Origin of the sequence: Collinsella sp. AM42-18AC (genome assembly GCF_003467965.1) — a bacterium.
GTDB lineage: Bacteria > Actinomycetota > Coriobacteriia > Coriobacteriales > Coriobacteriaceae > Collinsella.
In genome coordinates this window covers 38,257-62,363 of sequence record NZ_QSFY01000005.1, presented here as the reverse complement: position 1 = coordinate 62,363, position 24,107 = coordinate 38,257, and the positions used below count along the sequence as shown (strand labels likewise).

The 24,107-nt window shown below is 60.8% G+C and carries 19 protein-coding genes; 7 read left to right on the top strand and 12 right to left on the bottom strand.

The genetic code is table 11. The features are described 5' to 3' along the window. Window positions 1-73: 73 nt before the first annotated feature. Together DW913_RS04190 and DW913_RS04185 are read left to right on the top strand one after the other, a co-directional pair. On the top strand, window positions 74-838 hold the full coding sequence (locus DW913_RS04190) for a ChbG/HpnK family deacetylase (protein ID WP_117765952.1): 765 nt from the start codon (window positions 74-76) through the stop codon (window positions 836-838). A gap of 139 nt (window positions 839-977) precedes the next feature. Beyond that, complete coding sequence (locus DW913_RS04185) at window positions 978-2,735, top strand: DUF2130 domain-containing protein (protein ID WP_117640539.1); 1,758 nt, start codon at window positions 978-980, stop codon at window positions 2,733-2,735. A gap of 79 nt (window positions 2,736-2,814) precedes the next feature. On the opposite strand, the gene DW913_RS04180 is transcribed toward DW913_RS04185, so the two are convergent. The 3 genes from DW913_RS04180 to DW913_RS04170 form a co-directional block, all read right to left on the bottom strand. Further along, window positions 2,815-5,496, bottom strand: a complete 2,682-nt coding sequence (locus DW913_RS04180) for an RNA helicase (protein WP_117640540.1) — start codon at window positions 5,494-5,496, stop codon at window positions 2,815-2,817. 312 nt (window positions 5,497-5,808) lie between these two features. Continuing rightward, window positions 5,809-6,648: a tRNA (guanosine(46)-N(7))-methyltransferase TrmB gene (locus DW913_RS04175; protein WP_117797676.1), complete on the bottom strand. Its 840-nt coding sequence runs from the start codon at window positions 6,646-6,648 to the stop codon at window positions 5,809-5,811. Between the two features lie 119 nt (window positions 6,649-6,767). Then, window positions 6,768-7,640 (bottom strand): hypothetical protein, encoded by an 873-nt coding sequence (locus tag DW913_RS04170; RefSeq protein WP_117640542.1) that lies wholly within the window; start codon window positions 7,638-7,640, stop codon window positions 6,768-6,770. Between the two features lie 267 nt (window positions 7,641-7,907). Here DW913_RS04170 and DW913_RS04165 point away from each other — a divergent pair, with 267 nt between their 5' ends. From DW913_RS04165 to DW913_RS04150, 4 genes are all read left to right on the top strand, one after another. Further along, the gene (locus DW913_RS04165; protein WP_117797675.1) at window positions 7,908-8,624 is read left to right on the top strand and encodes a helix-turn-helix domain-containing protein; all 717 of its coding nucleotides are present in this window, start codon (window positions 7,908-7,910) and stop codon (window positions 8,622-8,624) included. After that, on the top strand, window positions 8,624-9,523 hold the full coding sequence (locus DW913_RS04160; protein ID WP_158566190.1) for a DUF4097 family beta strand repeat-containing protein: 900 nt from the start codon (window positions 8,624-8,626) through the stop codon (window positions 9,521-9,523). Before DW913_RS04165 ends, DW913_RS04160 begins: the two co-directional genes overlap by 1 nt. A 97-nt stretch (window positions 9,524-9,620) precedes the next feature. Continuing rightward, window positions 9,621-11,528: an elongator complex protein 3 gene (locus DW913_RS04155; RefSeq protein ID WP_117797673.1), complete on the top strand. Its 1,908-nt coding sequence runs from the start codon at window positions 9,621-9,623 to the stop codon at window positions 11,526-11,528. Continuing rightward, the gene (locus DW913_RS04150; protein ID WP_117797672.1) at window positions 11,529-12,407 is read left to right on the top strand and encodes a spermidine synthase; all 879 of its coding nucleotides are present in this window, start codon (window positions 11,529-11,531) and stop codon (window positions 12,405-12,407) included. A 28-nt stretch (window positions 12,408-12,435) separates the two neighbouring features. Here the strand turns inward: DW913_RS04150 and DW913_RS04145 are convergent, their stop codons facing one another. The 9 genes from DW913_RS04145 to DW913_RS04105 all read right to left on the bottom strand — a co-directional run bounded on the left by DW913_RS04145 (window position 12,436) and on the right by DW913_RS04105 (window position 22,159). Then, window positions 12,436-14,880 (bottom strand): DEAD/DEAH box helicase, encoded by a 2,445-nt coding sequence (locus DW913_RS04145; protein WP_117797671.1) that lies wholly within the window; start codon window positions 14,878-14,880, stop codon window positions 12,436-12,438. A 116-nt stretch (window positions 14,881-14,996) separates the two neighbouring features. Then, window positions 14,997-16,301, bottom strand: coding sequence for an ATP-binding protein (locus tag DW913_RS04140; RefSeq protein WP_117797670.1), 1,305 nt, complete (start codon window positions 16,299-16,301; stop codon window positions 14,997-14,999). Next, a complete protein-coding gene (locus tag DW913_RS04135) occupies window positions 16,294-18,033 on the bottom strand; it encodes a TerB N-terminal domain-containing protein (RefSeq protein ID WP_233505685.1) in 1,740 nt (579 codons plus the stop codon). Before DW913_RS04135 ends, DW913_RS04140 begins: the two co-directional genes overlap by 8 nt. A gap of 87 nt (window positions 18,034-18,120) precedes the next feature. Further along, window positions 18,121-18,837 (bottom strand): DUF554 domain-containing protein, encoded by a 717-nt coding sequence (locus DW913_RS04130; RefSeq protein ID WP_172622415.1) that lies wholly within the window; start codon window positions 18,835-18,837, stop codon window positions 18,121-18,123. 118 nt (window positions 18,838-18,955) lie between these two features. Further along, on the bottom strand, window positions 18,956-20,386 hold the full coding sequence (locus DW913_RS04125; RefSeq protein WP_117629646.1) for a hypothetical protein: 1,431 nt from the start codon (window positions 20,384-20,386) through the stop codon (window positions 18,956-18,958). 18 nt (window positions 20,387-20,404) lie between these two features. Then, window positions 20,405-20,683, bottom strand: coding sequence for a hypothetical protein (locus DW913_RS04120; RefSeq protein ID WP_117629647.1), 279 nt, complete (start codon window positions 20,681-20,683; stop codon window positions 20,405-20,407). Beyond that, window positions 20,667-21,266, bottom strand: a complete 600-nt coding sequence (locus DW913_RS04115) for a hypothetical protein (RefSeq protein WP_089573324.1) — start codon at window positions 21,264-21,266, stop codon at window positions 20,667-20,669. The genes DW913_RS04120 and DW913_RS04115 overlap by 17 nt, the downstream gene beginning before the upstream one ends. A gap of 90 nt (window positions 21,267-21,356) precedes the next feature. Next, complete coding sequence (locus DW913_RS04110) at window positions 21,357-21,866, bottom strand: hypothetical protein (RefSeq protein ID WP_117647479.1); 510 nt, start codon at window positions 21,864-21,866, stop codon at window positions 21,357-21,359. Continuing rightward, window positions 21,863-22,159, bottom strand: a complete 297-nt coding sequence (locus tag DW913_RS04105) for a hypothetical protein (protein WP_089573322.1) — start codon at window positions 22,157-22,159, stop codon at window positions 21,863-21,865. The genes DW913_RS04110 and DW913_RS04105 overlap by 4 nt, the downstream gene beginning before the upstream one ends. A 346-nt stretch (window positions 22,160-22,505) precedes the next feature. On the opposite strand from DW913_RS04105, the gene DW913_RS04100 reads away from it, so the two are divergent. Further along, the gene (locus tag DW913_RS04100; RefSeq protein ID WP_117797669.1) at window positions 22,506-24,107 is read left to right on the top strand and encodes an FAD-binding oxidoreductase; all 1,602 of its coding nucleotides are present in this window, start codon (window positions 22,506-22,508) and stop codon (window positions 24,105-24,107) included.

Sequence of the window (24,107 nt, the reverse complement as noted above, 5' to 3'; positions counted from 1 at the left end):
TCCGTTCGGTAGGACAATTATCTGGGGCACTTGGCTGCGCTTCAAGTGTCCCTTTCCGTAGATGGGGGTCAATATGAAGCAATTGCTCATTCGTGCCGACGATATCGGTTATTCGTATGCCGTTAACCTGGGGATTGCCCGCAGTATCAATGAGGGCCTGGTGCGCTCGGCGGGACTTATGCCCAATATGCCCGAGGCCGAGCGTGGCTGGTCGCTCGTGGCGGATGTCGGCATTGCGGTGGGTCAGCACACCAACGTGTGCCTGGGCAAGCCGTGTGCCGACCCGGCGCTCATTCCGAGCATGCTCAACGAGAACGGCGAGTTCCATAGCAGCCGTACCTTCCGCGATCATTTTAAGCGCGGCGAGGAGTTGATAGACTTCGACGAGGCCTGCATCGAGATCCGCGCGCAGCATGACCGCTTTGTCGAGATCGTGGGCCGCGAGCCCGATTACTTTGAGGCCCATGCCGTCATGAGCAAAAACCTTAACCGAGCGATCTCGGCGGTTGCTCAGGAGCTGGGCCTTAAGGAGCAAAAGGCGAGCTTCGACCCCGCGGCTGTGGTGCATTGCGGAGATACTGATCTGCGCATGGTGATGCGCTCGATGGAGCCGGGCTACGAGCCCAAAGAGGCAATCATGCAGACGGTTCGCGAGATGGTGGACGGCGAGACGGTCGTCTTTGTGTGCCATCCGGGCTATCTCGATCGTTTTATCCTGGAGAACAGCTCGCTCACGACCGACCGCACCAAGGAAGTCGATGCGCTGATCGACCCCGAGCTTCGCACTTGGCTTGAGTCTCAACCTGATCTTCGCCTGATCGACTACCGCGACCTGTAAGGACCCAAGTCACCACAAAGGGGACAGTCGCCTTTGTGGTGGTTCTGGCGCCGTTGCCATTATGGCGGCGGCGTCTTTTTTGTCCGTGCGGCGCGGTAGAGTGTAGGCGGTTGAAATTTGCGTCCATCGAGGAGCTGCCATGAACGAGATCAAGTGCCCGCATTGCGGCGAAGTGTTTAAGGTCGATGCGTCCGGCTATGCAGATATCGTCAAACAGGTGCGCGATGCCGAGTTCTCGCGCGATCTTGATGAGCGTGTGAAGGCGGTCCAGCGCGAGGGCGAGCAGGCACTGGAGCTTGAGCGCTCGCGCTCGACGGCTGCTTTGCAAAAGGCAGAGTCTCAGCGCGACGCTCAGCTTGTCGAGCAGAAGAACGCTGCAGCTCAGCAGCTGGCACAAGAGGTTGCCAAGCGCGACGCTGAGCTTGCCGAGCTGCGCGCCAAGCTCGAAGGCGCTGCCGCAGAGCGCGAGAGTGCAAGTCAGCGCGCGGCGGTTGAGGCCCGTTCCGATGCTCAAAAGGAGAATGCCGAGCTTCAGCGCGAGATCGACAATTTACGTGCGCAGTTGGAGCGCAAAGATGATGAAGCCAGGCTTGCCGAGGCGGCGGCACGCAATGCTGCTCAAAACGACCTGTCCGCGCGCGACGCTCAGATTGCCGAGCTGCAGGCCAGGATCGCCGCGGCGGACAAGGCCCAGGAGATGGCGCTTGCCGCTGCCGCGGCAGAGTCGCAGCGTGAGCTCGATGCCGCTCGCAGCGAGGCCGAGCGCGCGCTTACTGACTATCGCGCGAAGGTGCAAGAGAAGTTTTCCGCCGCAAAGGCTCAGTCCGAGCAAGAGGCCGAGGGCCTGCGTGCCCAGCTGCGCGAGCAGGAACTGATGGCAAAAATGAACCTGTCAGAGGCGGTCGCCGCGGCGGAGCGAGAGCGCGATGAGGCACGTGCCAAACTGACGAGCGAGCTGGCGGTGCGCGATTCTCGCGAGGAGCAAGCCAAGGCGGCACACGAGCTCGAGCTTGCGCAGGCCAAGCGCGCGAGCGATGACCTGATTCGCTACAAGGATGAAGAGATTGAGCGCCTTAAGGACATGAAGGTTCGCCTGTCCACCAAGATGGTGGGCGAGTCGCTCGAGCAGCACTGCGAGACCGAGTTTAACCGTCTGCGCATGACGGCGTTTCCCAATGCGTACTTCGAGAAAGATAACGATGCATCCGAGGGCACCAAGGGAGACTTCATTTTCCGTGAGTGCGACGCGAGCGGCAACGAGGTCATTTCGATTATGTTCGAGATGAAAAACGAGAACGACGAGACCGCGACCAAGCATAAAAACGAGGACTTCTTTAAGAAACTCGATCACGATCGTCGCCAGAAAGGCTGTGAGTACGCGGTGCTCTGCACACTGCTCGAGCCCGAGAGCGAGCTCTATAACGCAGGAATCGTGGACGTGAGCTACCGCTACGAGAAGATGTACGTGATCCGTCCGCAGTTTTTTATTCCCATGATTACGCTGCTGCGCAACGCCGCCATGGGTTCATTGCGCTATAAACAGGAGCTAGCGGAGTACAAGCAGCAGAACATTGACGTCACGAACTTCGAGGCCAAGATGGAGAAGTTCAAGAATGATTTCGGTCGCAACTACGAGATCGCGAGCCGCAAGTTCCAAACGGCGATTGATGAGATCGACAAGACGATTAGCCATCTGCAGAAAACCAAGGAGGCGTTGCTGTCCTCCGAGAACAATCTGCGCCTAGCCAACAAGAAAGCCGACGATCTTACCATTCGTAAGCTCACGTGGGGCAACAAGACCATGAAGGCGGCGTTTGACGAGGCGCGCGGGGCTGCGTCAGAGACAAACGATAAGCCGGCCGAGGCGGATTCGTATGAGGTCGAGGATGCCGAGTAAGGCATAGCGTATAGTGCAAAAGCGGGGCCGCTGGCGATATTGCCAACGGCCCCGCTTCGTTTCGTTCCAGTATGTTCGGCTAGTCCTCGAGCAGGTCCTCGATAAAGCCGACACGGTAGATCTTGAAGATGACCTCGCCGCCGTCCTGCGTGGCGTCCAGATCGACATCGCCCATGATGCCAAAGTCGTGGTCGCCATCCTCGTCGGCAAAGATCTGGTGCACGTGCCATACGTGCGTGGTCTTCTCGTCGGACTCGTCGATGGAAAACATCGCGGCGCTGCGGGCATCTCCGTCGGTGAGGATCTCCTCATGCTGCTCGTGGTAAGCGTCGAGCGCTTTTTGCCAGCGGATCTCGCTCATGCCCCAGTCGTCGTCGAGCTCGCCCAGGTCGCGAACGTGCTCGCGGGCGGCAAGGGTCACGCGGCGGAAGAGCGCGTTGCGCACCAGCAGCGTGCAGCCGCGGCGGTCCGCCACGACCTCGTCGATGCCCCGCGGCGGCGCAGCATCGAGGGCTGCCGGGTTGCCGGCGTTCTCCCACTCGTCCACCAGGCTCGAGTCCACCGAGCGCACCACAAAGCCCAGCCACGAGATAATGTCGCGCAGGCGCTCGTCGCGCTTCTCGATGGGCACGGTGCGGTCGAGTGAACGGTAAGCCTCTGCCAGGTAGCGCAGCAAAATGCCCTCGGAGCGGGCGATGCCGAGCTTTTGAATGTAGCCCTTAAAATCGCTCGCGCTTTCCAGCATATCGCGCAGAACGCTCTTGGGAGAGAGCTGATAGTCGTTTGCCCAGGGCACTTCCTGGCAGTACTTGTCGAAGGCGGCATCGAGCAAGTCCTCGAGCGGTTTTTCGTAGGTGACATCCTGGATGCGCTCCAGGCGTTCCTCATATTCGACGCCGTCAGCCTTCATTTCGGCCATCGCGCGGTCCCGCGCTGCGCGCTCCTGAGCGCGCAGCACCTGCTTGGGATCCTCGAGCGTTGCCTCGACCATCGAGATGAGGTCCATGGTATAGGTCTCGCTCTCGGGATCGAGCAACTCCAGCGCGGCAAGCAAAAACGGCGAGAGCGGCTGGTCGAGCGCGAAGTCCTCGGGCAGATCGACCGTCAGCGCATAGTCAATATCTGGTGCGGTGTCAGTCGGGGCATCGGGTGCGGGTGGCACCTCGGTGCGAACGACGACGCCGGAATCGATGAGCGTGGCGAAGATTTCGTCGGCGCGAACCTCGAGCTTGGCTTTTTCTTCGGGGGTCTGCAGGCTTGTCTCGATGAGGTCGTGCACGCGGGCGCGAGCGTCACCGCCCTGCTCGACCACGCTAATCACCATGGAGTGTGTGATGCGAAGGCGCGGCTTGAGCGTTTCGGGCTGCGTCTCGATCAGGCGCTCAAAGGTCTGCTTGTTCCAGGTGACAAAGCCCTCGGGGGCCTTCTTCTTTTTAATCTTGCGGAGTTTTTTGGGGTCGTCGCCCGCCTTGGCCATGAGCTTGGCGTTCTCGATCTCGTGCTCGGGTGCCTCGGCAATCACCATGCCCTCGGTATCGAAGCCCGAGCGGCCGGCGCGACCGGCAATCTGATGGAACTCGCGGGCGCGCAGGCGACGCATCTTGTAGCCGTCGAACTTTGTGAGCGCGGTGAGGACCACGGTGTGGATGGGCACGTTGATGCCGACGCCGAGTGTGTCGGTGCCGCAGATGACGGGCAGTAGGCCCTGCTGCGCCAGGCGCTCGACCAGCAGACGATAGCGCGGCAGCATACCGGCGTGGTGCACGCCGACGCCGCAGCCGAGCAAACGCTTGAGGATCTTGCCGAAGGCCGTCGAGAAGCTCGTTCCCTTTGCCGCTTCTTTGATGGCTTCGCGCTGCTCCTTGCTGGCGATGCCAAAATTGGCGAGCGACTGTGCCGTCGCAAGGGCGGCATCCTGGCTAAAGTGCACGATGTAGAGCGGGGCCTCGCCGCGGCGCATCGCGAGCTCGACGGTGCCCTCGAGGGAGGTCGTCACATAGTCGTAGCTCAGCGGCACAGGGCGTGGGGCATCGACGACCAAGTCGCAGGTAGCGCCGGTGTGTTCCTCGAGCGAGGCGGCAATCGCGGTGACATCGCCGAGCGTGGCGCTCATGAGCATGAATTGCGTGTGAGGCAGGGTGAGCAGCGGCACCTGCCAGGCCCAACCGCGATCAGGGTCGGCAAAGTAGTGGAACTCGTCCATGGCGACGCAGCCAACATCGGCATCTTCGCCCTCGCGCAGTGCGTCGTTGGCAAGGATCTCTGCCGTGCAGCAGATGACGGGCGCCTTGGTGTTGATATGCGTGTCGCCGGTGATCATACCGACGTTATCGCGGCCGAGCACCTGCACCAAGTCGAAAAACTTCTCGCTGACCAGAGCCTTGATAGGAGCTGTGTAGTAGCAGCGCTTGCCTTGCGCCATGCCCATAAAGAGCATACCTAGCGCGACAAGCGACTTGCCCGAGCCGGTCGGCGTGCCCAGAATGACGTGATCGCCGGCGGCTAGATCCATGAGGGCCTCTTCTTGGTGGTCCCACAGCTCAATACCGCGATTGCTCGTCCATTCAAAGAAGCGCTCGAAGGCCTGGTCGGGCGTGAGCCACGGTTCGGGCTCGCTGCCGTCCTCGGGCTCCCACCAGGTGGGGGAGAGCGCACCGAGTGAGCCGAATTCGGCTTCGGTTCCCGTGCCGCCCGAGAATGAGCTGGCGGCGCCGGCGCCAGAGACGGTGCTGGCGGCGGTATCTATCGTGGTCTGTGCCATGTGGGGGTACTTTCTCTCGCCGTTTGTCCGCCATCCATTATGGCGTAGCGGCGGTGCGGGGCGCCAGCGCGAAAGAAAATGCAGGAAATGGGCGTTCTGCTCAGCCGTTTGGTGCAGTTGTCAGCTAAGTGAGTAGACTTTTTGCAATATCGCGAGCACATGACTTTTGCGCAAGGGCTCTACCTGCGGTTTTATTTCTTCCTATGCGGGTTGTGCTTGGCTATTGCAAAAAAGTCTACTCACTTAGGTTTGAGGGTCGTTCATCGGTGCCTATTTGTGCTTGCTCGCTGGCGTAGCGACCGCCAAAAGCCCCTAGGACTCTTGCGGCAGGCGCTTCTTGCCTTTACGGGCGCGGTTTCTAAAGTTCTCGACGGCCTCTTCCATGCCGAGGGGCACGTAGGTGAGCTCATCGAGGTTATCGGGCAGGTAGCAAGCAAGACTTTGCTCCTGCATGCGACCCGCTGTGAGCTGTTCGTCGGTGGGCCGCGCGCCGGGTGTGGCGCAAATGCCATAGACGACGGCACCCATCTCGCGCGTGCGGCATTCGTATTCGGTCTCGGGATGCTCGGGATGGTCGCGGCGGACGTCGTCGCTTACCCAAAGCGTGTCGTAGCCGGCCGCGGCAATCTGCCCCAGGGCGTAGTCGCGCAGCGGTTTGCTGTCGGTGCGCAGCGTGACGGTGGCGCCGGCTGCAAAGAGCGGGCGGTAGAGCATCAGATGGTCGACATGGACGAGCCGTTTTTTGGCGTACTTGGCCTTGGGCTGCGGCGTGGGAAAGTTGATGGTTATGGCGTCGAGCTCGCCTGCGGCAAACAGCTGCGGCAACGTTGCGGCGCCTCGGGGCAGGACGAGTGCGTTGGATAGCTCCTGCTCGCAGATTTTCTGTGCGGCATAGGCGATGCAGATGGGCTCCTGGTCCATGCCGATAAAGAACGTGTTTGGCTCGCGGGCCGCGCGCTCTACAAGGTACGTTCCCTTGCCACAACCAAGATCCAGATGAAGGTATTCGAAAGGCTTGCTGCCTGCGGGCGCACAGGCCTCGCGCCAATCTCCGGCATAGGCCTCGGGGTTCGTCTCAATCGCATCGGCGTAGCGCTCCAAGCGCTCTTCGAGCACAAAGTTCTTAGGCGTGCGGACGTGGACGGCTCCCATGAGGCTCCTTGGTCATAAGTATGGAACGCATAGCTGCGCGTTCCGTCAATGGGTTGAAAAAAGGGTGGGCATGGTTTGCCCGAAAGACGCGGTGCGGCTCGACGGCGAGTCGCCGATGCCTACAGACGCTTGAGAATCACATAGCGGTTGAGCTCGCCGCTGCGACCGTCGGCATGGAAGCGCTCAAGCTCGCGCACGGGGACCTCGCCGCTCTTGTAGAACGTACGGACGCCGCGCACCAGGTCGGTGATCTGCTGATCGTCAAAGTGATGGCAATAGCGGTAGGCGTGGCGGTCGTTTTGCCAGCCAATGAGATGGTCGCCGGCTTCAAACTGCGCGGAATCGTAACCCTCAAACGGCGGGGTGAGCTCGGCGCGGGCCTCGGCACGAACGGCCTTGCACGCCATGCGCTCGTCGTTCATAAACTCCCAAAAGCTGATGGCGATGATGCCGCCTGGGCGCGTCTGGCGCACCAGGGCGTCGAGCACGCGTACGCGGTACTCGCACGACGGCACGTGGTGCATAAATCCAAAGCAGACCGAGATGTCGGCGAGCGGGGCGTCGAAAAGCACGTCGGGTGTCTTGGCGGGGTTGAGCTTCATGAGGGCGTCGAGCACATCGAGTTCCTGGAAGTGCAGGTTGGGAATGCGCAGGGCGTGGCCACGTGCATCGATGGCCAGGTCCTGGCATGAGTCGACGCCATAGAACTCAAACGGGCAGCTGGCGTCTGCCGAGGGGTTTGCGCCATCGACGCCCTTGGCGGCAAGTGCGCCGCCGGCGGCAAAGTTCTCGAATCGCATGTTTCCACAGGCAAGATCGAAGACGCGGACGGGATGCTCGATCGTGGCGACGTCGAGCTGCTCGAGCGCTATGTCCATAGTGCGCACCCAGCCGGGCCACGGTGCCTGGCGCGTATCGGAGAAGGAGGCGGAGTGCTCGCGATAGAACGTATTGTTGAGCTGAATGAGCGATGAGGCGAAATCGCGGTTCACGGCGCGGAACTCCCTCCGTTGGCGGTGCGGAATAAACAGTACGACCATACTACCGTTAACGCCGCAACGGGGACAACCGAGCTGCGGGTCATTGCTTTGTTTGGACACATTTCCGCAGCTCATATATGCCCGCAACCGCCGGTTGTCAAAAATCTCACTAGAATAGGTGGCATGCTTTTGGCGGTGGCGGATACATTTTTAACTGTGCAAGGCGCCTTAAGAACAAAAACGGTCCGGCGGCACGGCTGGCATCGCATAGGAGGAACCATGAATGTAGAAACTGCGCAGCGGCTCGCCGACCTTCGCCGCAGCAAGGGTTTTAGCCAAGAAGGGCTGGCGCGAAAGCTGGGGCTGTCGCGCCAGGCGGTCAGTAAATGGGAGCGCGCGGAGAGCTCGCCCGATACCGAGAACCTGATCTCGCTCGCCAAACTCTATGGCGTGAGCCTGGACGAGCTGCTCAATCCGAGCGATGAGATCGAGGACGATATCGAGTTTGAGAACGAGGACCGTGCCCGTCAGCGCGAGGCCGAGGCGGCAGAGCGCGCCCGTACCCATGAGGCGGCGGCACGCGCAACCGAGGCGGCAACACAGGCGAGTGACGCCGCCGCCAAGGCGGCGCAAGCGGCAAGCTGGAGTGCACAGGCCGCCAATGCCGCTACGGCGCAGGTGACGAGTGGCGGCGCAGTTGGCTCGACTCCGGTGAAGGGCCCGTTCCAGTCGTTCCCGTATTGGGCCGTGTGCTGGCTACTGTTCTTTTTGCTGATGTTCCTGTTTGGTGCCGGCCCCTTTGCCGCACTGATCTTCTTTACAATCCCCATCTATCACTGGGTGGCGCGTGCGCTTGATGGCGATTGGGCGCGTGGGGATATCCAGGTTGGTTCGGCGTCGGTGGCAGCTAGGGCTCAGAATGTTTCCGCTGCGGTTGACGCTGACGTGGCCACCGCGGCCACCGCTGAGCCGATTTCCAAAGAGGGTGATGAATGATGAAGCTTTCGCATGAATCCAAGGTGCGCTTGGGCGTTGGCGTCGGAGCGTTTGTGCTCATCATCGGGCTTGTCTTTGGCATTTCGCGGACATTGATTCATTTTGATGGTCCGTGGGATCTCGACGATGTTGTATCCGGCTTGTCCAGTATGGACGATGTGGTTGACGACGACGATTTTATGAACGATGGCGGTAAATATTCCGCTCAGCCTCAGCAGCTTTCGAGTGCGACCTTTGATGCCGATCAATTTCGCTACCTCGATTTCGATATCGCCGCGGCTACGGTGGACGTCAAGGTTGTTGATGACAACAAGGTCCGTGTTATCGAGCGGGGACGCGTTGCCAAGGGCGTGGATGCCTCCAAGGCCGCGACGCAAAACATCGCATCCGTTGAGGACTCGACGCTCAAGGTTTCCCGATCTGGAAGTGATGACGGTAAGGCAATTGACCGCTCGGTTACGGTTGAGCTGCCACGCCGTGTTGCCGAACATCTGAAGGGGATCAACGCACACGTGGGCTCGGGTGATCTGCAGATTGCCGGTGTCATCTGTGATGGTCTTGACCTTTTCCTGGGTGCGGGAGATGTAGAGTTTACGGGCAGCGTGACTGATGCGCTCAGTGCTGAGGTCGGTTCGGGCGATGTGACGTTCGAGCTCTACCAGGCCCCCGCGAAGTCGATGGACGTAAGCGTGGACTCGGGCGATGTGGAGATAACGGTTCCGAACTCTACGGGCTTTACGGCGAGCCTCACCGTGGGCAGCGGCGACTTCGAGAGCGGTTTCCTTCCGCTTGGCTACGATGGCGAGACCATATTGAATCTTGAATTCGACAACGGTGATAAGTCTGCCACGTATCGTTTTGAGGTTGGTTCGGGTGACATGTCGTTTGATCCGGAGTGACATGCGGTTTTCGGAGATTGGTGCATATAGGCATGCTCTTTGATGAAGGCGCCGAAGCCGAGATCGGCTCCGGCGCCTTTGCCTTTACAATGGGGGCATGGAACAGATTATCTTGAACATACTCGAGGCTCTGCGTCGCGGCGAGACCGTGGATGACAAAGCGCTCGTCAAACTGATACATGCCGAGGCGCGCCGTGAGGGTGCCGACAAACGTGATTTGGCCAAGCGCCGTCTGCTGCCGTTCTACCAGCGGGTTAAACGTGAGGAGCCGGCTCGGTGGGCTGCGTGGAATGTCGATTCCGATCTGGAACGCCAACTGCTGCAGGTGCTGCGCATGAAGCCGCGCCGCACGGCTTCGGGCGTGGCGACCATTACCGTCATCACCAAGCCCTGGCCATGCTCGGGCGATTGCCTATTTTGTCCCAACGATCTGCGCATGCCCAAGAGCTATCTGCACGCTGAGCCGGCGTGTGCCCGTGCGGAGCAAAACTGCTTCGATCCGTATCTGCAGGTGAGCGCTCGTCTGACCGCGCTTTCGCAGATGGGGCATGCGACCGACAAGATAGAGCTCATCGTGCTCGGTGGTACCTGGAGCGACTATCCGCAAGGGTATCAGGCATGGTTTATGTCGGAGCTCTTCCGTGCGCTCAATGACGATGCCGTCGCCGGCGTGGCGGCAAACCCCATGTTGGCGCGTCCGGGCATCAGCCGTGCCGAGGCAGGGCGCCTGCTCGATGATGCTCCCGCCGATGCCCTGCCGCCGGTGGTAACAGAGCGCCGCGAGCGCTATCGGGCTGCCGGCATTGCGACAGACGAGGCCAAGCTCGCTGCCGGCGTTGCCGACGAGCAGGGGCGTGTGGATGCTGCCGTGGGCGGCTATAACCGCGCGGTGCGTTGTCTGTACGGCCCCGGCACGCCGTGGGGCGAGGTCGCCGAGTGGCAGGCGGCAACGATGGAGGAGCTTGAGCAGCAGCAACGCATCAACGAGACGGCGAAGCATCGCGTGGTGGGACTCGTTATCGAGACGCGCCCCGATGCTGTAACGCCGCAGGCGCTCACGCTCATCCGTCGTCTGGGCTGTACCAAGATCCAGATGGGCATCCAGAGCCTCGACCAGCATCTGCTCGATATCAACGAGCGTCGCATTTCGGTGGCGCAGATCGAGCGCGCGTTTTCGCTTGCGCGCCTGTTTGGCTTTAAGATCCATGCGCATTTTATGCTCAACTTGCTGGGCGCCACGCCCGAGGGTGACAAGCGCGACTACGAGCGCTTTATGACCGAGGGCGCCTTTATGCCCGACGAGGTCAAGGTCTACCCGTGTGCGCTCATCGAGGGTTCGCGCCTGGTGGGCTGTTACGAGCGTGGCGAGTGGCGCCCCTATACCGAGGAAGAGCTGCTCGACGTACTGGCCGATGACATCGTGGTGACGCCGGCGTTCTGCCGCATCAGCCGCATGATTCGCGACTTTAGCTCCGACGACATTATGGTGGGCAACAAGAAGCCCAACCTGCGTCAGCTCGTTGAGAACCGCCTGGCTGCTCGGGGTGACGGTGCGACGGTGCGTGAGATTCGCTATCGCGAGATCAGCACGGCGGGTGCCGACCTGGGCGAGTTGACCCTTGACGAAGAAGTGACGTACGAGACGCCGGTGACGCACGAGCGCTTTTTGCAGTGGGTGACGCCGCAGGGCAAGATTGCGGGCTTTTTGCGGCTGTCGCTGCCCGATCGCGCATTTGTTGCCGCGCATGCGGACGAGTTGCCGACGACGCCGGACGAGGCGATGATTCGCGAGGTGCACGTGTATGGCATGGCGGCGCGCGTGGGGGATCAAGGCCAGGCAGCCCAGCACCATGGGTTGGGACGGTCGCTGGTGGAGTGTGCGTGCCATATTGCTCGGGACGCGGGCTATGCGCGCATCAACGTGATCAGCGCGATTGGTACGCGCGAGTACTATCGCCATTTGGGTTTTTACGATCATGGCCTTTATCTGCAAAAGGAGCTCTAAATGAACAAGCCGAGTGTTTCTGCTGGCGTCGTTGCCGGCGTTGCTCTGGGAGCCGCGGCGCTTGGTGCGGCCGCCGTCGCTGTTCGTGCTGCCTGTCTGCAGGTTGCGCGAACCCGCAATGGGTTGGCGCGTGTGAAACGCGTGCACGATGAGGGCGGCGATGAGATTCGCGTGTTGGTGCAAGGCGGCGTCTACCAAAGCGCAAGCTACGTTGGCGAACGTTGGGCGGAGCCCGTCTTTGCGTACTATCGTGCGTTTGACGACGTGTTTGAGGCCGAGGGCGCAATGCGTGACGCTTATGGTCATGGCATCGACCGCATGCTTATGCTGGGCGGCGGCGGGTTTGCCTATCCCAAGTTCGCGCTGATGTTGCATGAGAGTTTGCGCATGGACGTCATTGAGTACGATGCCGAGATTACACGTCTAGCGCGTCGTTGGTTCTACCTAGACGAGCTGGAGCGTACGGCGGGCGATCGCCTGCGGGTGATTACCGCCGAGGCGCGTTCGTACCTGGGCGTGACGAGCGTGGGGCATCGTCGCTACGACGTGGTCGTGAGCGATTGCTTTGGCGGTGCCGAGCCCGTACGCGAGCTGGCGACGGTTGAGGCGATGCGTTTGGTGCGGGGCAGCCTGAACCCCGGCGGTATCTATGCGGCCAATATCGTGAGCGCGAACGAGGGGAGCGACGTGACGTTCCTGCGCGATTGCGCAGCCACGGCGCTCGAGGTGTTCGCCCATGCCTGGGTGGTCCCGTGTGGCGATGCGGAGTTCGGTGGCGAGGAGAACTACCTGCTCATCGCCAGCGACGGCGACTACACCTTTGCCGAAGCCGTGCCCTTCGATGCTGACTTCCTCGGCGCGGCCCTCCACGACAAGTAAGTCTCCCCGTCCCAAAAAAAGACTGGTCCTAGGCGTGGTCGCACCAGCTGCGGACACGCTGCTTCATGCCCTCTATGTCGAGCACGCCTTCGGCAAAGCCCTTGCGCACGAGCTCTTCGGGAACAAACTCGTCGTAGCGGTCAAAGTAAGGCACCTCGCCAGGATAGACGAGCTCGATGGGATCGAAGTCCTTCTCGGCCTCGGCGGCGAGCACCTCAAAGAACGTCTCCTCGTCGGCCTTCATCTTAAACTGCATAAAGTACGGGCGTGACGAGTCGAGTCCGCGAAGGCCCAGCTCCGCGGCACATTTAATCTTGAGCATGCGCTCGAGCGCCAAAAAGGCGTAGCTGCCCAGCCAGGGGAAGAGCACCCAGGTATCGCCGCCCAGGTTGATGAGCGGCTTGGTTCCCGCACCCGAAATCTCGGCCGTATGACGAGCCTGTGCTAAGCGGGCCCGTGCGTTACCCATAAGGTACGGATATGCCGCGTGCTCGTTGAGCGCCTTGCGCATGCGCTCGAGTACGTGTGTATTGATGTCGCCGGGGCAGTCGCCAAAGTAGGCCGGCACCCGGCCCTTGACCTGCGTGGCAAAGACGGTGTGGCGCCTCCAGTCCACTTCCTCGACAATCCAGCAGTGTCCGGCGATGGCGATGCGCTCACCGGGCGGTGGCGGATTGACGATCGTGCCCAACTCGGCCGACTCGCTGCGAACGGTGAACTCCTCGTTTTCCTGGAATACGGCGTAGAACTTAAAGTTGTTAATGATGCGCTCACCCGCGAGACCCACGATGAGCCCACCGCCCTCGGTGACCTGGATATGGTCGATCTTAATGAGGTGACGTAGCAGCACACGGTAATCGTCTGCCGAGACACGGTGGAAATAGCTGAGCGTGAGCACGCGCTGGGCAAGTTCGGCCGGCGTGAGCTCTCCGGTGCTGGCGAGGGTCGACATGGTCTGGTGATAGAGCAGACTGTAGGGGAGACGATCGAGCTCGGGTGGCTCGACCCACTTTTCCTCGCGATAGAGTTGTACGAGCGCGATACCCTGCAGGAGCTTCCAGGGAATGGTTTCGGGCATCATCGCGCGCGGCTCGGGCTCTTCCTCGCGCATGACAAACCACATCTCGGGCGGAAGATCGCGACGGCCTGTGCGCCCCATGCGCTGCAAAAAGGAGCTGACGGTAAACGGCGCGTCAATCTGGAAGGCGCGCTCCAGGCGGCCGATATCGATACCGAGCTCCAACGTAGAGGTGGTGACGGTTGTCTGCGTCTGCTCCTCGTCGCGCATGAGCTCCTCGGCCGTCTCGCGTAGCGATGCCGAAAGATTGCCGTGATGGATGAGAAAACGGTCGGGCTCGTGCCGGCTCTCGCAGTAGCTGCGCAGCATGGAGCACACGGCCTCTGCCTCCTCGCGCGAGTTGGCAAAGACCAGGCATTTGCGGCCGCGCGTATGCTCAAAGATATAGCCCATGCCGGGGTCGGCGTTGTCGGGCGCCGTGTCGGTGGGGTTGAGAAGCGCCTGCTCGGTCGCTCGTGGGATGTCGACTTCGCCCTCGGGGGCCGAGGAAGTGCGACGGTCTTTGGGAGCGGCCTTGCCCCGCGCCTGCTCACGACGTTGACGGTGTTCTTCCTGTGTAAGCTGTCCGCTGTGGCACATGTCTTGTCCGGATGCGGGCAGCGCCGCGGGCGCCGCCGTCTCAATACGCTCGCAAGCAAGCACCTCGGCTTCTTGTGGACCTGTGCCTACGAATCCTCGTTGCTGAGCCTGGGGGCCCGAGTTGTAGAAGTGCTCCATGGAGATGCGCCACACGCGGCGCGGTTCCTCAAAGCGGGGGATAACGCAGTCGCGCCCCGTTCCCTGCGAGAGAAAGGCGCCCGTGCGCTCGGGGTCGCCGATGGTGGCCGAAAGGCCAATGCGGCGGGGCTGCACGCCTGCCATGCGTGAGAGGCGCTCGATAAGACAGAGCGTCTGCCCGCCGCGGTCGCCGCGCATGAGCGAATGGACTTCGTCGATAACCACATAGCGCAGGTCGCAAAACATACGAGGGATCGCCATGTGCTTATGGATCAGGAGCGCCTCGAGCGACTCGGGCGTAATCTGTAGGATGCCGCTCGGTTTTTTGATGAGTTTGGCCTTGTGTGATTGCGAGACATCGCCATGCCAGTGCCAGACGGGGATATCGGCTTCTTCGCACAGGTCGTTGAGGCGGACGAATTGGTCGTTGATGAGCGCCTTGAGGGGGCCAATGTAGAGGGCGCCCACGCTTGCGGGCGGGTTCTCCCAAAACTCGGTCAGGATGGGAAAGAAGGCTGCCTCGGTTTTGCCGGAAGCCGTGGATGCCGTCAGGAGCACATTGTCCTGTGTGTTGAAGATGGAATCTGCCGCCGCAACCTGGATAGAGCGCAAGCTCTCCCAATCGTGGGAGTAGATGAAGTCTTGGATAAACGGGGCGTAGCGGTCAAAGGCGTTCACGGGGCCTCCTTTCAACAACGAATCTCTCAACGCGGCTGGCAACGGCTTGCTGCATTACTGCTTCAACGTTCGCCCAGATAAAACCTACCAAAATAAACCTGTCCATTTTTGGCAGGTTAGATGGTGAACTCGGCGAAATTGCGGTCGCCGCCTGCGGTATCGGTGTCGCCTGTTGCGGTCGCCGGCGCTAGCGTGTCGCCGCCGACGCTTTGCAGCAGCTCGGCCACGTTGGCGTCGGGGTTTTGGCATAGGATGTCGAGCAACTCGATAAAGTCACGAATGACCTCGCGCGGCGTCAGGTGCGTGTCGGCTCCCACACGACCGAACTCAATCTTGAGGAAGTCAACCAAGTCGTTTTCGGTCAGCGTGGGCGTCCAGCCAAAGTAGCCGGCGTGAATTTGCATGAGTTTTTCGATCAGCACCAGCAACTCCTCGTAGGTGAGTGGTTGCAGGCGGATGATGGGCGCAAGCATGTCCTTAAGGTCCTCGCGCGCAAAGCGGCCCTGGGCGAGTCGGCTGCGTAGGGCCTCGTAGGAAAACACACCGCGGCGGCGGTCCTCGATGGAGGTCGGCGTGCCGCCCATGATCATGCCCAGGTACTGCGCCTTGCCCTGAAGTGTGTCGTTGTACATGGTCAGGATCTTCTCGTAGTTGTACTGGCGCGTGATGGCGTTGGGAATCTTATACAGATTCACGAGCTCGTCGATGAGCACCAGCATGCCCTTGTAGCCGCTGCAAACCAAAAAACGCGCGATGAGTTTGACGTAGTCGTACCAGTCATCGTCGCTGATGATGGTTGAGGACCCCAGTTCGGCGCGAGCCTCGCTCTTGGTGCGGTATTCGCCGCGGATCCATTTGGTCACGCGGCTCATGGCCTCTTCGTCGCCCTCGGATACGGCCGTGCGATAGCGGCGAAGCATGCGGGTGAAGTCGAAGCCGTGGACCATCTCCTCGAGCGGGGTCAGTTGGGCATTGACGACCGACTCGTCGACGTTGGCACACGAGGCGACCCAGCGATCCAGAATAAGGTTGAGCGCACCGCCCTCGGGGCGCGTCTTGGTCGATATATTGCGGATGAGCTCGCGGTAGGTGGCAAGGCCCTGCCCCTGACCGCCCTGCAGGCGTCGCTCGGGCGACAAGTCGGCATCGGCGACGACGAATCCCTCGCCCATGGCGTGCGTGCGGATGGTCTGGAGCAAAAAGCTCTTACCGGCGCCGTAGCGACCGACTAAAAAGCGGAAGCTCGCGCCGCCATCGGCGATGAGACTTAAATCGGTGAGCAGGGCGCGGATCTCGACCTCGCGCCCTACGGTGATGTAAGGAAGGCCGATGCGCGGGACCACGCCGCCCTTGAGCGAGTTGAGAATGACGGCAGCGACGCGCTTGGGCACGCGGGGTGCTGCGGATGCGGTATCACTCATGGTCTAGGTATCCTCTCACGTCTGCTTCGTAGTCCTCGATAATCTGCGGCCCTGCCGCGCCGAATTCGATAACGGTGTCTCCCACCAGGTCAAAGAGCGCCTCGTTGATGGTATCGACAAGCATGTCCTCACTCTTGCCCGACTGCGCCACCGCCGATGCCGTCTGCGCTGCGTTTTGCTCGAGTAGTGCTCGAAGATAGGCGTCTGCGGCGGGATCGAGTGCGGACGCGGTGTCAGCGGACGTGGGTGCTGGTGCGAGGAGCGGGGCCACGACGCCAAACTGCTCGGTGGAGATGGTCGGCTCGCTAGCCTCGTCCTGCTGCATGGTCGTCGCGACTGGTTCGGCGATCGTGCCGGCCACGGGCTTGGCTTCCCGTCGTTCGGCAACTGTCACCTCGGCATCCGCAAGCGTGCCGTCCTCGCGTTCCTCGTCGATCAAAAGCGCTTCGCGCGTTTGTGCGGCAGCGCTCCGAATGTGCCCCAGCTGGCTCAAATCGATATCGATCTTGACGGGCTGGTGTGCGGCGTCCCACGAAAGCCATGCCACAATCTCGTCATCGATAATCTTGGCCAGATATTTGGGGACCTTTTCTTCCTTAAGGGGATGGGCGGGGTCCAGCGCCAGGCGCAGGCGTTGGTCGCAGGCGCGCATCATTTCACCGAGCTTGCTGCTCTTTTGCCTGCTACCGTGAATCCGCATGCATTCCCAAAAACCGTTTTGGCAACGGTAGATATGGATGGGGTCCAGACGGTATTCGCAGTCCTCGTGGCGCTCGGGCGCAAAGAATACGGCCGAGGCAAACATGGTGTAGGGCATGGCCGTCTCCTCCCCAAATAAACTTGCCACGATGCCGGTCTTTCGGTGCGTGTCATAGTAGCGCGCCATGCGGACATACACGGCGCACGCCACGTGGCGCAGATCACGGTGGTGGCTGCGGTCGAGCCGCGAGCTACTTAGGTTGTACGTGGAGAGGGCGTTGATGGCGGCCATGAGTCGCTCCTCGCGCACCTCATCGGGCGGAAGGGGGAGCGTGGGCTCGGAGGTTTTGCGACGCTTAGGGGTCTGGCCGGACGGTGCCGGTACAAGGTCTCGTGCCGCGCGCCGCAGTTCGATAAGGGCGTTATCGAACATGACGGTTTTAGAGTCGCGAAGCAGCTTGGGGTCGAGCCCGTGGAACACGGCGTAATCTTGCAGCCACACGCGCGCAAACCGGTCGATGCCGGGCTCGAAGGCGCGATAGACATCCCAAAAAGCCTTGATCTTGTTAAAACCATCGAGTGGATTATCTACGCCAATGCCGCAGATCAGCTCATAGAGATACAGAAAGGCAAAGGACGTAGACGTTTCCTCGACGGTTCCGCGGCGCACTTGGGCACGCCAGGTAAAGTAGCCGCGCAGTTGCCGGTCGCTCATGGCGTTGTAGGTGGGAAAGTACGACTTAAAGGTGCCGTTGTAGGGACAGTCGTCCTCAAAGTCGGCCATCAGCAGGCCCTGGCGGTAAAAAAGCTCGGCTTCCGAAAGCCAGCGGCCCGCACCGCCCTTGGGGTCATCCTGCCAGCGCGATATCTCGCGCATTTTACGGTACTGGTCGGGGAGGAAATTCTGCATCTGTCGGCCGGTTTTGAGAATCGGCTCGTCTGCGTAGGTTTCGTTTGAGAAGCGGGCGGACTGATGGGTCCGGGCCTCGGCCATAATGCGCTCGATGAGCATCTTGATGTCCTGGTCGGCCACCGCTCCTCCTCTCGAACGCAGCTACGGTGACCTCATATCATAGCACAGCATCAAACAGATGTTCGAGATACCGCTGCGTTGCTAGATTTAGAACAGGAGGGCGTATATGACGGCGATGACGACGGAGGGAAGCATATTGGCCGTGCGGAAGGTCTGAGGACGGATGAGGTTGACGCCGACGCAGAAGATGAGCATGGAGCCTACGAGCGAAAGGCTGTTGAGGGCTGCTGTGGTCATGATGGGGGAGAGCGCGCCGGCAAACAACGTGATCGTCCCCTGGAACACGGCGACGGGCAGGGCGGAGAAGATGCAGCCGCGGCCAAGCGAGGCCGTCATGGTGCAGACGATGATGCAGTCCAGTGCGCCCTTGAGGGCAAGCGTTGACCAGTCGCCGAGCAGGCCGTCCTGGATCGATCCCACAATGGCCATGGCGCCGATGCACACGGTGAGTGAAGTCGAGACAAAAGCGTTGGTGAACTCGTTATCGCCCTCACTGCCAGTCTTGCGCTTGAGCCATTCGCCAAGGTTCTCGATGGCGGCCTCCAAGTTGATGGCCTCGCCGATGAGCGAACCGAGCGCAAATGAGACGATGAGCATGGTGGTACCGGTGGTCGCTAGCGCCTTTCCATCGATGATGAGCATCTTTTGCATGGTGCCGCCCAGGCCGATAAACAGGACGCACAGCCCCGATGCTTTCATGAGCGTGTCTTGGATGCGCGGTGTAATGAAGCGGCCGCCCGCTAATCCCAAAAGACCGCCCGCAACTAAAAGCGCAACGTTGATGATTGTTCCCAAGCCCGGCATGAGCCCTCCTGTATTGATGCCAACGTGGCAATCGTAGCAGAACGAAATGCGAGGCACATCGCGACTCATCTAATACGTTATATAAGTGGTATTAGGAATGATGCGCAGCATTTAAGCCTCAGGTGGTTGTCGGGACATAGGGGTAGTAGTCAAAGCGCAGTGTCATAAGCCGCTGCGGGGATTCAATAGCCGCGGCGATGATATTGGCATCGCGGGCACGATCAAACCCTTCGAGTTCGATCTGATACGAGACGTCTTGCATAATGTCCAGACGTCGCCAGGCTAGAAGTGTGTCGCCATCGAATTCCAAGGTCTTGCCTCCGTCTGGGGCAACGGCGTATAGACGCAGTTTAGCGGTGGTTGCAGGGTCGACAACCGTGACCTTTTTAATTTCGTTTCGAGTATTCTTGGCGCCCAACAAGGTGAGCAGTGTTGGGGCCACGACCTCGCCCGATGGCAAAAAGACGACTTCGATGGATTCGGGAAATGCGATGATGGCCGACTTGCGGACGGGCTGATTGGCGGCGGCAACTTCGATGTTTGCAGCATCGATGACCTCTGTGTGGTCGAGGGCGGCAAGCACGCAGCAGTTACCTTCATCGATCTCCTGAGGATCAGCAAGTCCCAGACTGTCCGCGAGCTCGGGATCGTTTGGATCGGTAGCGGGCTCATTCGGTGCTTCGAAAGAAGCTGGGACGCTGTTTGTCGGCGACGGCGTGTCGCCCGCACCTGCTTCTTTGTCCGTGCTCTCTTCTTGTATGGTTGCGTTGATGGGTTCGTCGTTTGAGGGGAGCGTCTTGGCGTCAAGCGCGGAGGGGACAATCCCGATGGCTCCGGATCCGTTCCACTCCATCTCGAGAAGCGCCGGGTCGGCAAGAATGCGTTGCCTGCCTAGCGTGTGGGTATCGATCGCAATAGGGCCTGCCTCCGTCCCGCGCGTAAGGCTGAGCGATCCGGCCGGCTTCTCGAAATGAATGTCTGTGTCTTCGGTACTGGCGGCGTAGAACAGCAGGGATGCTTCTCCCGCCGCGATGGCATCGGTGCCCGCCTTGGTCAGCCGCAGCGATGCCGTGAATGAGAGGGTGGGCTGCACATCGTCTGCATTCGCGGCGGCGCAGCCCAGACATATACCGCCTCCTTTCTCGAAAAACGCACCGTCGAAGGCGACCTTCGCTCCGTTCGCCGAGTCATCGACCGAAGCGATATCGATGCGCAACCCCAAATCGCACGGATCGCCATCTGCATCGAGCACAATCGAGCGCCATGTGCAGACGGCGCACCCCGCCTGGGAGCCGTTTGCCTTGTTCGAACGATTGATATCCACGACTATCGAGCCGTCCGTATTACGACGAAGGCATCCCGAGGTTGAGATTGCGGCCTGTGCGAACGAAAAACGCTTGCACGCAATGGCGCTCGACGGATTTGGTGCGGAGCTTAGGGCTGCTGGTAAGGAGTCTGCCATGACGGGAGTCGCCCAAGCGGCGACAGGCGTTCCGGTTGCGAGCGCGCCGCAGAGTGCGACGACGGGCAAAAGGTTCTTCGATGCCATGGGGTCTCCTTAGCTAATTTAGTGCGGCCTGTCCGTGTTTCGTTTCTGGCTGCGTTTGATGTGCAGACCGAGGCCGGCGGTTCCCGCACCTGCTGCCGTGGCGCCTGCTGCCAAGAGCCATCGTCTGTCGTCTGTCTGTGCCAACGGTTCCTTGCAGTTGCCGCGGTCGAGCTCCGAGAGGTCGACCGTCACTTGCGTGGCGGCCTGCGCCTGTTCTTGCTGGGCAAAGGCCATGGCTGGCCCAAACGCTAGGATACTGACGGCGGCCAGGGCGACGGCCTTATGCCGTGTGCGCACCGGGCTCGACCGTCCAGGTGATCGTTGCAACCTGATCGCCTTCGCCGGTTACGCGGAAGATGTCGCGCGTGACGCGGGCGACGTTTCCGCTTGTCTTGAGCTTAATTTTGTCCGTGCCGCCGGCAATGCCCTGGTAGCCCATGTCGAAGGCTGCATTCTTGGAAAGATCGAGGCCCGTCTCCTGCATTGCGGCGCTGGCGTTCTGGAGTGCGCCGTCGGGGCCGACCTTAAAGTCGATGGAATTCTGCGCGGTTCCGGCCTTGGCGTCGGCGGCAATGGTCCAGGTGTTCATGGCGTCGATCTTCATGTTGGTGACATGGATGCCGTAGGCCGAATGATTGTCGATGGTGGTCGCGTCTTCTGAGGGGCCCTGAAGCGTGCCGTCGGCCTTGGCGACGAAGGGAATAACCGTCGGAACTTTGAACTCTACGTTGTCGATCTCGGTCCTGACCATTACTTTCGTGGTTCCAACGCGCCCGGCTGCCAGAGCTGGCGTCGGGGCGGCGCCCATTGCGAGCGCGAGCGCGAGCCCTGCGCCCACGACGAGCGCTCTGGCTCCGTTCATGTTCCTGGTGATGTCCATGGTCGTTCCTTTCTATTCGCCGCGGGCCGTCCCCGCGATGATTGGACGAATGCTGGTGAATTGCGTGCGGTGTCGCGTCGGCCGAAAAAGCTAGTTCTCGGCTTGCTCAACCCGTACCTTGACACGTGTCGGATTGCCGTGGCTGTCGAGGGTCTTGGCATCGAGTGCCTGGATCTCGATGTATGCCTCGCCTTCTTTGATGTCGCCGGCGGGGCACGTCTCGATTGTCTTGCCGGTCTCGACCACACCGGATTCGTACATGGTCTCGTCGTTTTGGATGACGCGGAATCGCTGGGGAAATTTATTGTCTTGGACGTTTTGCACGTTGACGCGCAGCTTGCCGTCCTCCTGTAGCTGAGCGACCGGCGCGACCGAAATCGTCATCATGTTGTCGCGGACGATGGCATCGAGCTCATCTTGGATTTCTTGTCGCGATTTACCCTCTGCCGTCGTGACTGAGGCGCCCGCTTCGGGCACGGGCTGCGACTGCCAGGCGTATAGTCCTACGGCGACAAGGGCGCAGACGATAGCCAGACAGACAACGACGAGTTTCTTGCGACGCCCCAGTCCTGCGAGGCGGGGCGGCTTCTTCGCACTCATGCGGCGTCCTTGGTGGTGTAGACACGTGCGAACGTGGACGGGTCCGCTCCAAAGAGCATGTGAAGCATCAGGCGGCGCGAGTAGATGAGCTCGTCAAAGTCGTGAGGGAGCTCGATGTCGTGGATACGCGCGATGTGGTGGGCGAGCGCCGAGAACGACTCGGGGTCGCAGATAACATCGGTGGTGACGTGGTAGACCGCCGTATCGGGGAACGCCTCTTCGTCGAAAGGCAGGAGATAGGGATCGTCGTCGACCTCGATGGCGACGCCGTACTGGGGCCAGTAATATGCCATGGGAACCTCCCTGCTTCTGGGGCCAAAACTTCTATCGGTTTTGGCTGTCGACGCCGACCGTATCAGCCGCTACTTGACCAATTTCTGACCAAATGCTTGACGGATTGACATCTCCGCAGGTAAAAGGTGGAAAAAATTACTTCAACTTTTTTCGAGCGACAATCGAGCGGTCGGCGACGGCGGGGCGATATGTGTCAAAAGCATCGTCTGCCGAGGAAGCCTTGCCGTTCGCCGAATTGCACAAACGTAAAAATCGCCAATTATGGAGACGGTCTCGAACACGTCGACGAAACGATGCGGTAACATCTCCCTGCAAACACTGTAGTTAGCTAAAGGGGGAGTTCGCGTGTCTGCAACCATTAAACCCTTCACCGATGAGTTCGAAGAGTATGGCCGCGATGAATCTCGTGCATCGGGCGAAGCATCGAGCATCTCGTTTCCGACAACGGAAGACGAGGTCCGTGCCATTTTGGAAACGCTCCATGCCGAGCGTGTCCCGGTAACGGTTCAGGGCGCCCGAACCGGCCTTGCCGCCGGTGCCGTGCCCCACGGTGGGCATATCCTCAATACTTCCCGTATGAATCGCTACTTGGGCCTTCGCCGCGATGAACAAGGCCAATTTCTGCTGCGCGTGGAGCCGGGCGTTGTGCTCTCGGAGCTGCGTAAGCAGCTGAGCAAGAAGGTACTGCCGACCGCTGGTTGGGACCAGGCATCGCTTGAGGCCTACGAGGAGTTCCAAGAGTCCCCCGAGCAGTTCTTTCCCACCGATCCCACCGAGGCATCTGCCTGTCTGGGTGGCATGGCGGCATGCAACGCCTCCGGCGCCCGCAGCTACGCTTACGGCCCCATGCGCCCGCATATCACGGGACTCCACGTCGCGCTGGCTGATGGCGATTTGCTTGAGCTTCAGCGCGGCGAGGCTTTTGCCCAGGGCCGCCACCTGTCGCTCGTGACGGCAGAGGGCCGTACGCTCGAGCTCGATCTTCCCGGCTATACCATGCCCGAGACAAAAAATGCCTCAGGCTATTTCGTTGCGGACGATATGGACGCCATCGACCTCTTTATCGGCGCGTGCGGCACGCTCGGCGTTATCACCGAGCTCGAGATTGCCCTGCAGGCGGCGCCTGCGGTCGTTTGGGGTGTGAGTTGCTTTTTCGATAGCGAGGACAAGGCGGTGTCCTTTACCGATTCCGTGCGCCCTGTCCTGTCCCATGCGGCTGCCATCGAGTACTTCGATGCTGGCGCCCTGGATATTCTACGTCGCCAGCGCGAGCAGTCGACGGCGTTTGCCTCGCTGCCGGCGCTCGACGACGAGGCAAAGGTCTGTGTCTACGTGGAGCTCGATTGCGATGACGAGGCGCAGGCGACCGAGGAGCTGTACCACTTGGGATGGGTGCTGGAGCTTGCGGGCGGCCGCGACGATGCGACATGGGTCGCCCGCACCGAAGTCGATCGCGAGTGCCAGCGGTTCTTCCGCCACGCGGTGCCCGAGAGCGTCAACATGCTCATCGACGAGCGTCGCCGCACCGACCCCACCATTACCAAGCTGGGATCGGATATGTCGGTGCCCAATGCACGCCTTGCCGATGTCGTGGCCCTCTATCGCCGCACGCTGGCCGAAAGCGGGCTTGAGTCTGCTGCCTGGGGACACATCGGGAACAACCATCTGCATGTGAACATCCTGCCGCGCGATGCGCAAGACTACCGTCGTGGTGGAGAGCTCTTTGCCCAGTGGGCTTCCGAGGTCACGGCCATGGGCGGTGCCGTTTCTGCCGAACACGGCGTCGGCAAGATCAAGGCGGGCTTCTTGGAGACGATGTACGGCCACGAGGCCATGGTCGAGTCGGCGCGCCTCAAACTCCAGCTCGATCCTGCCGGCCAGCTGGGTCGCGGCAACCTGTTTACGGAGAAGCTCTTGGATGAACTCGTCCAGAAAGGGGGCGCGTGA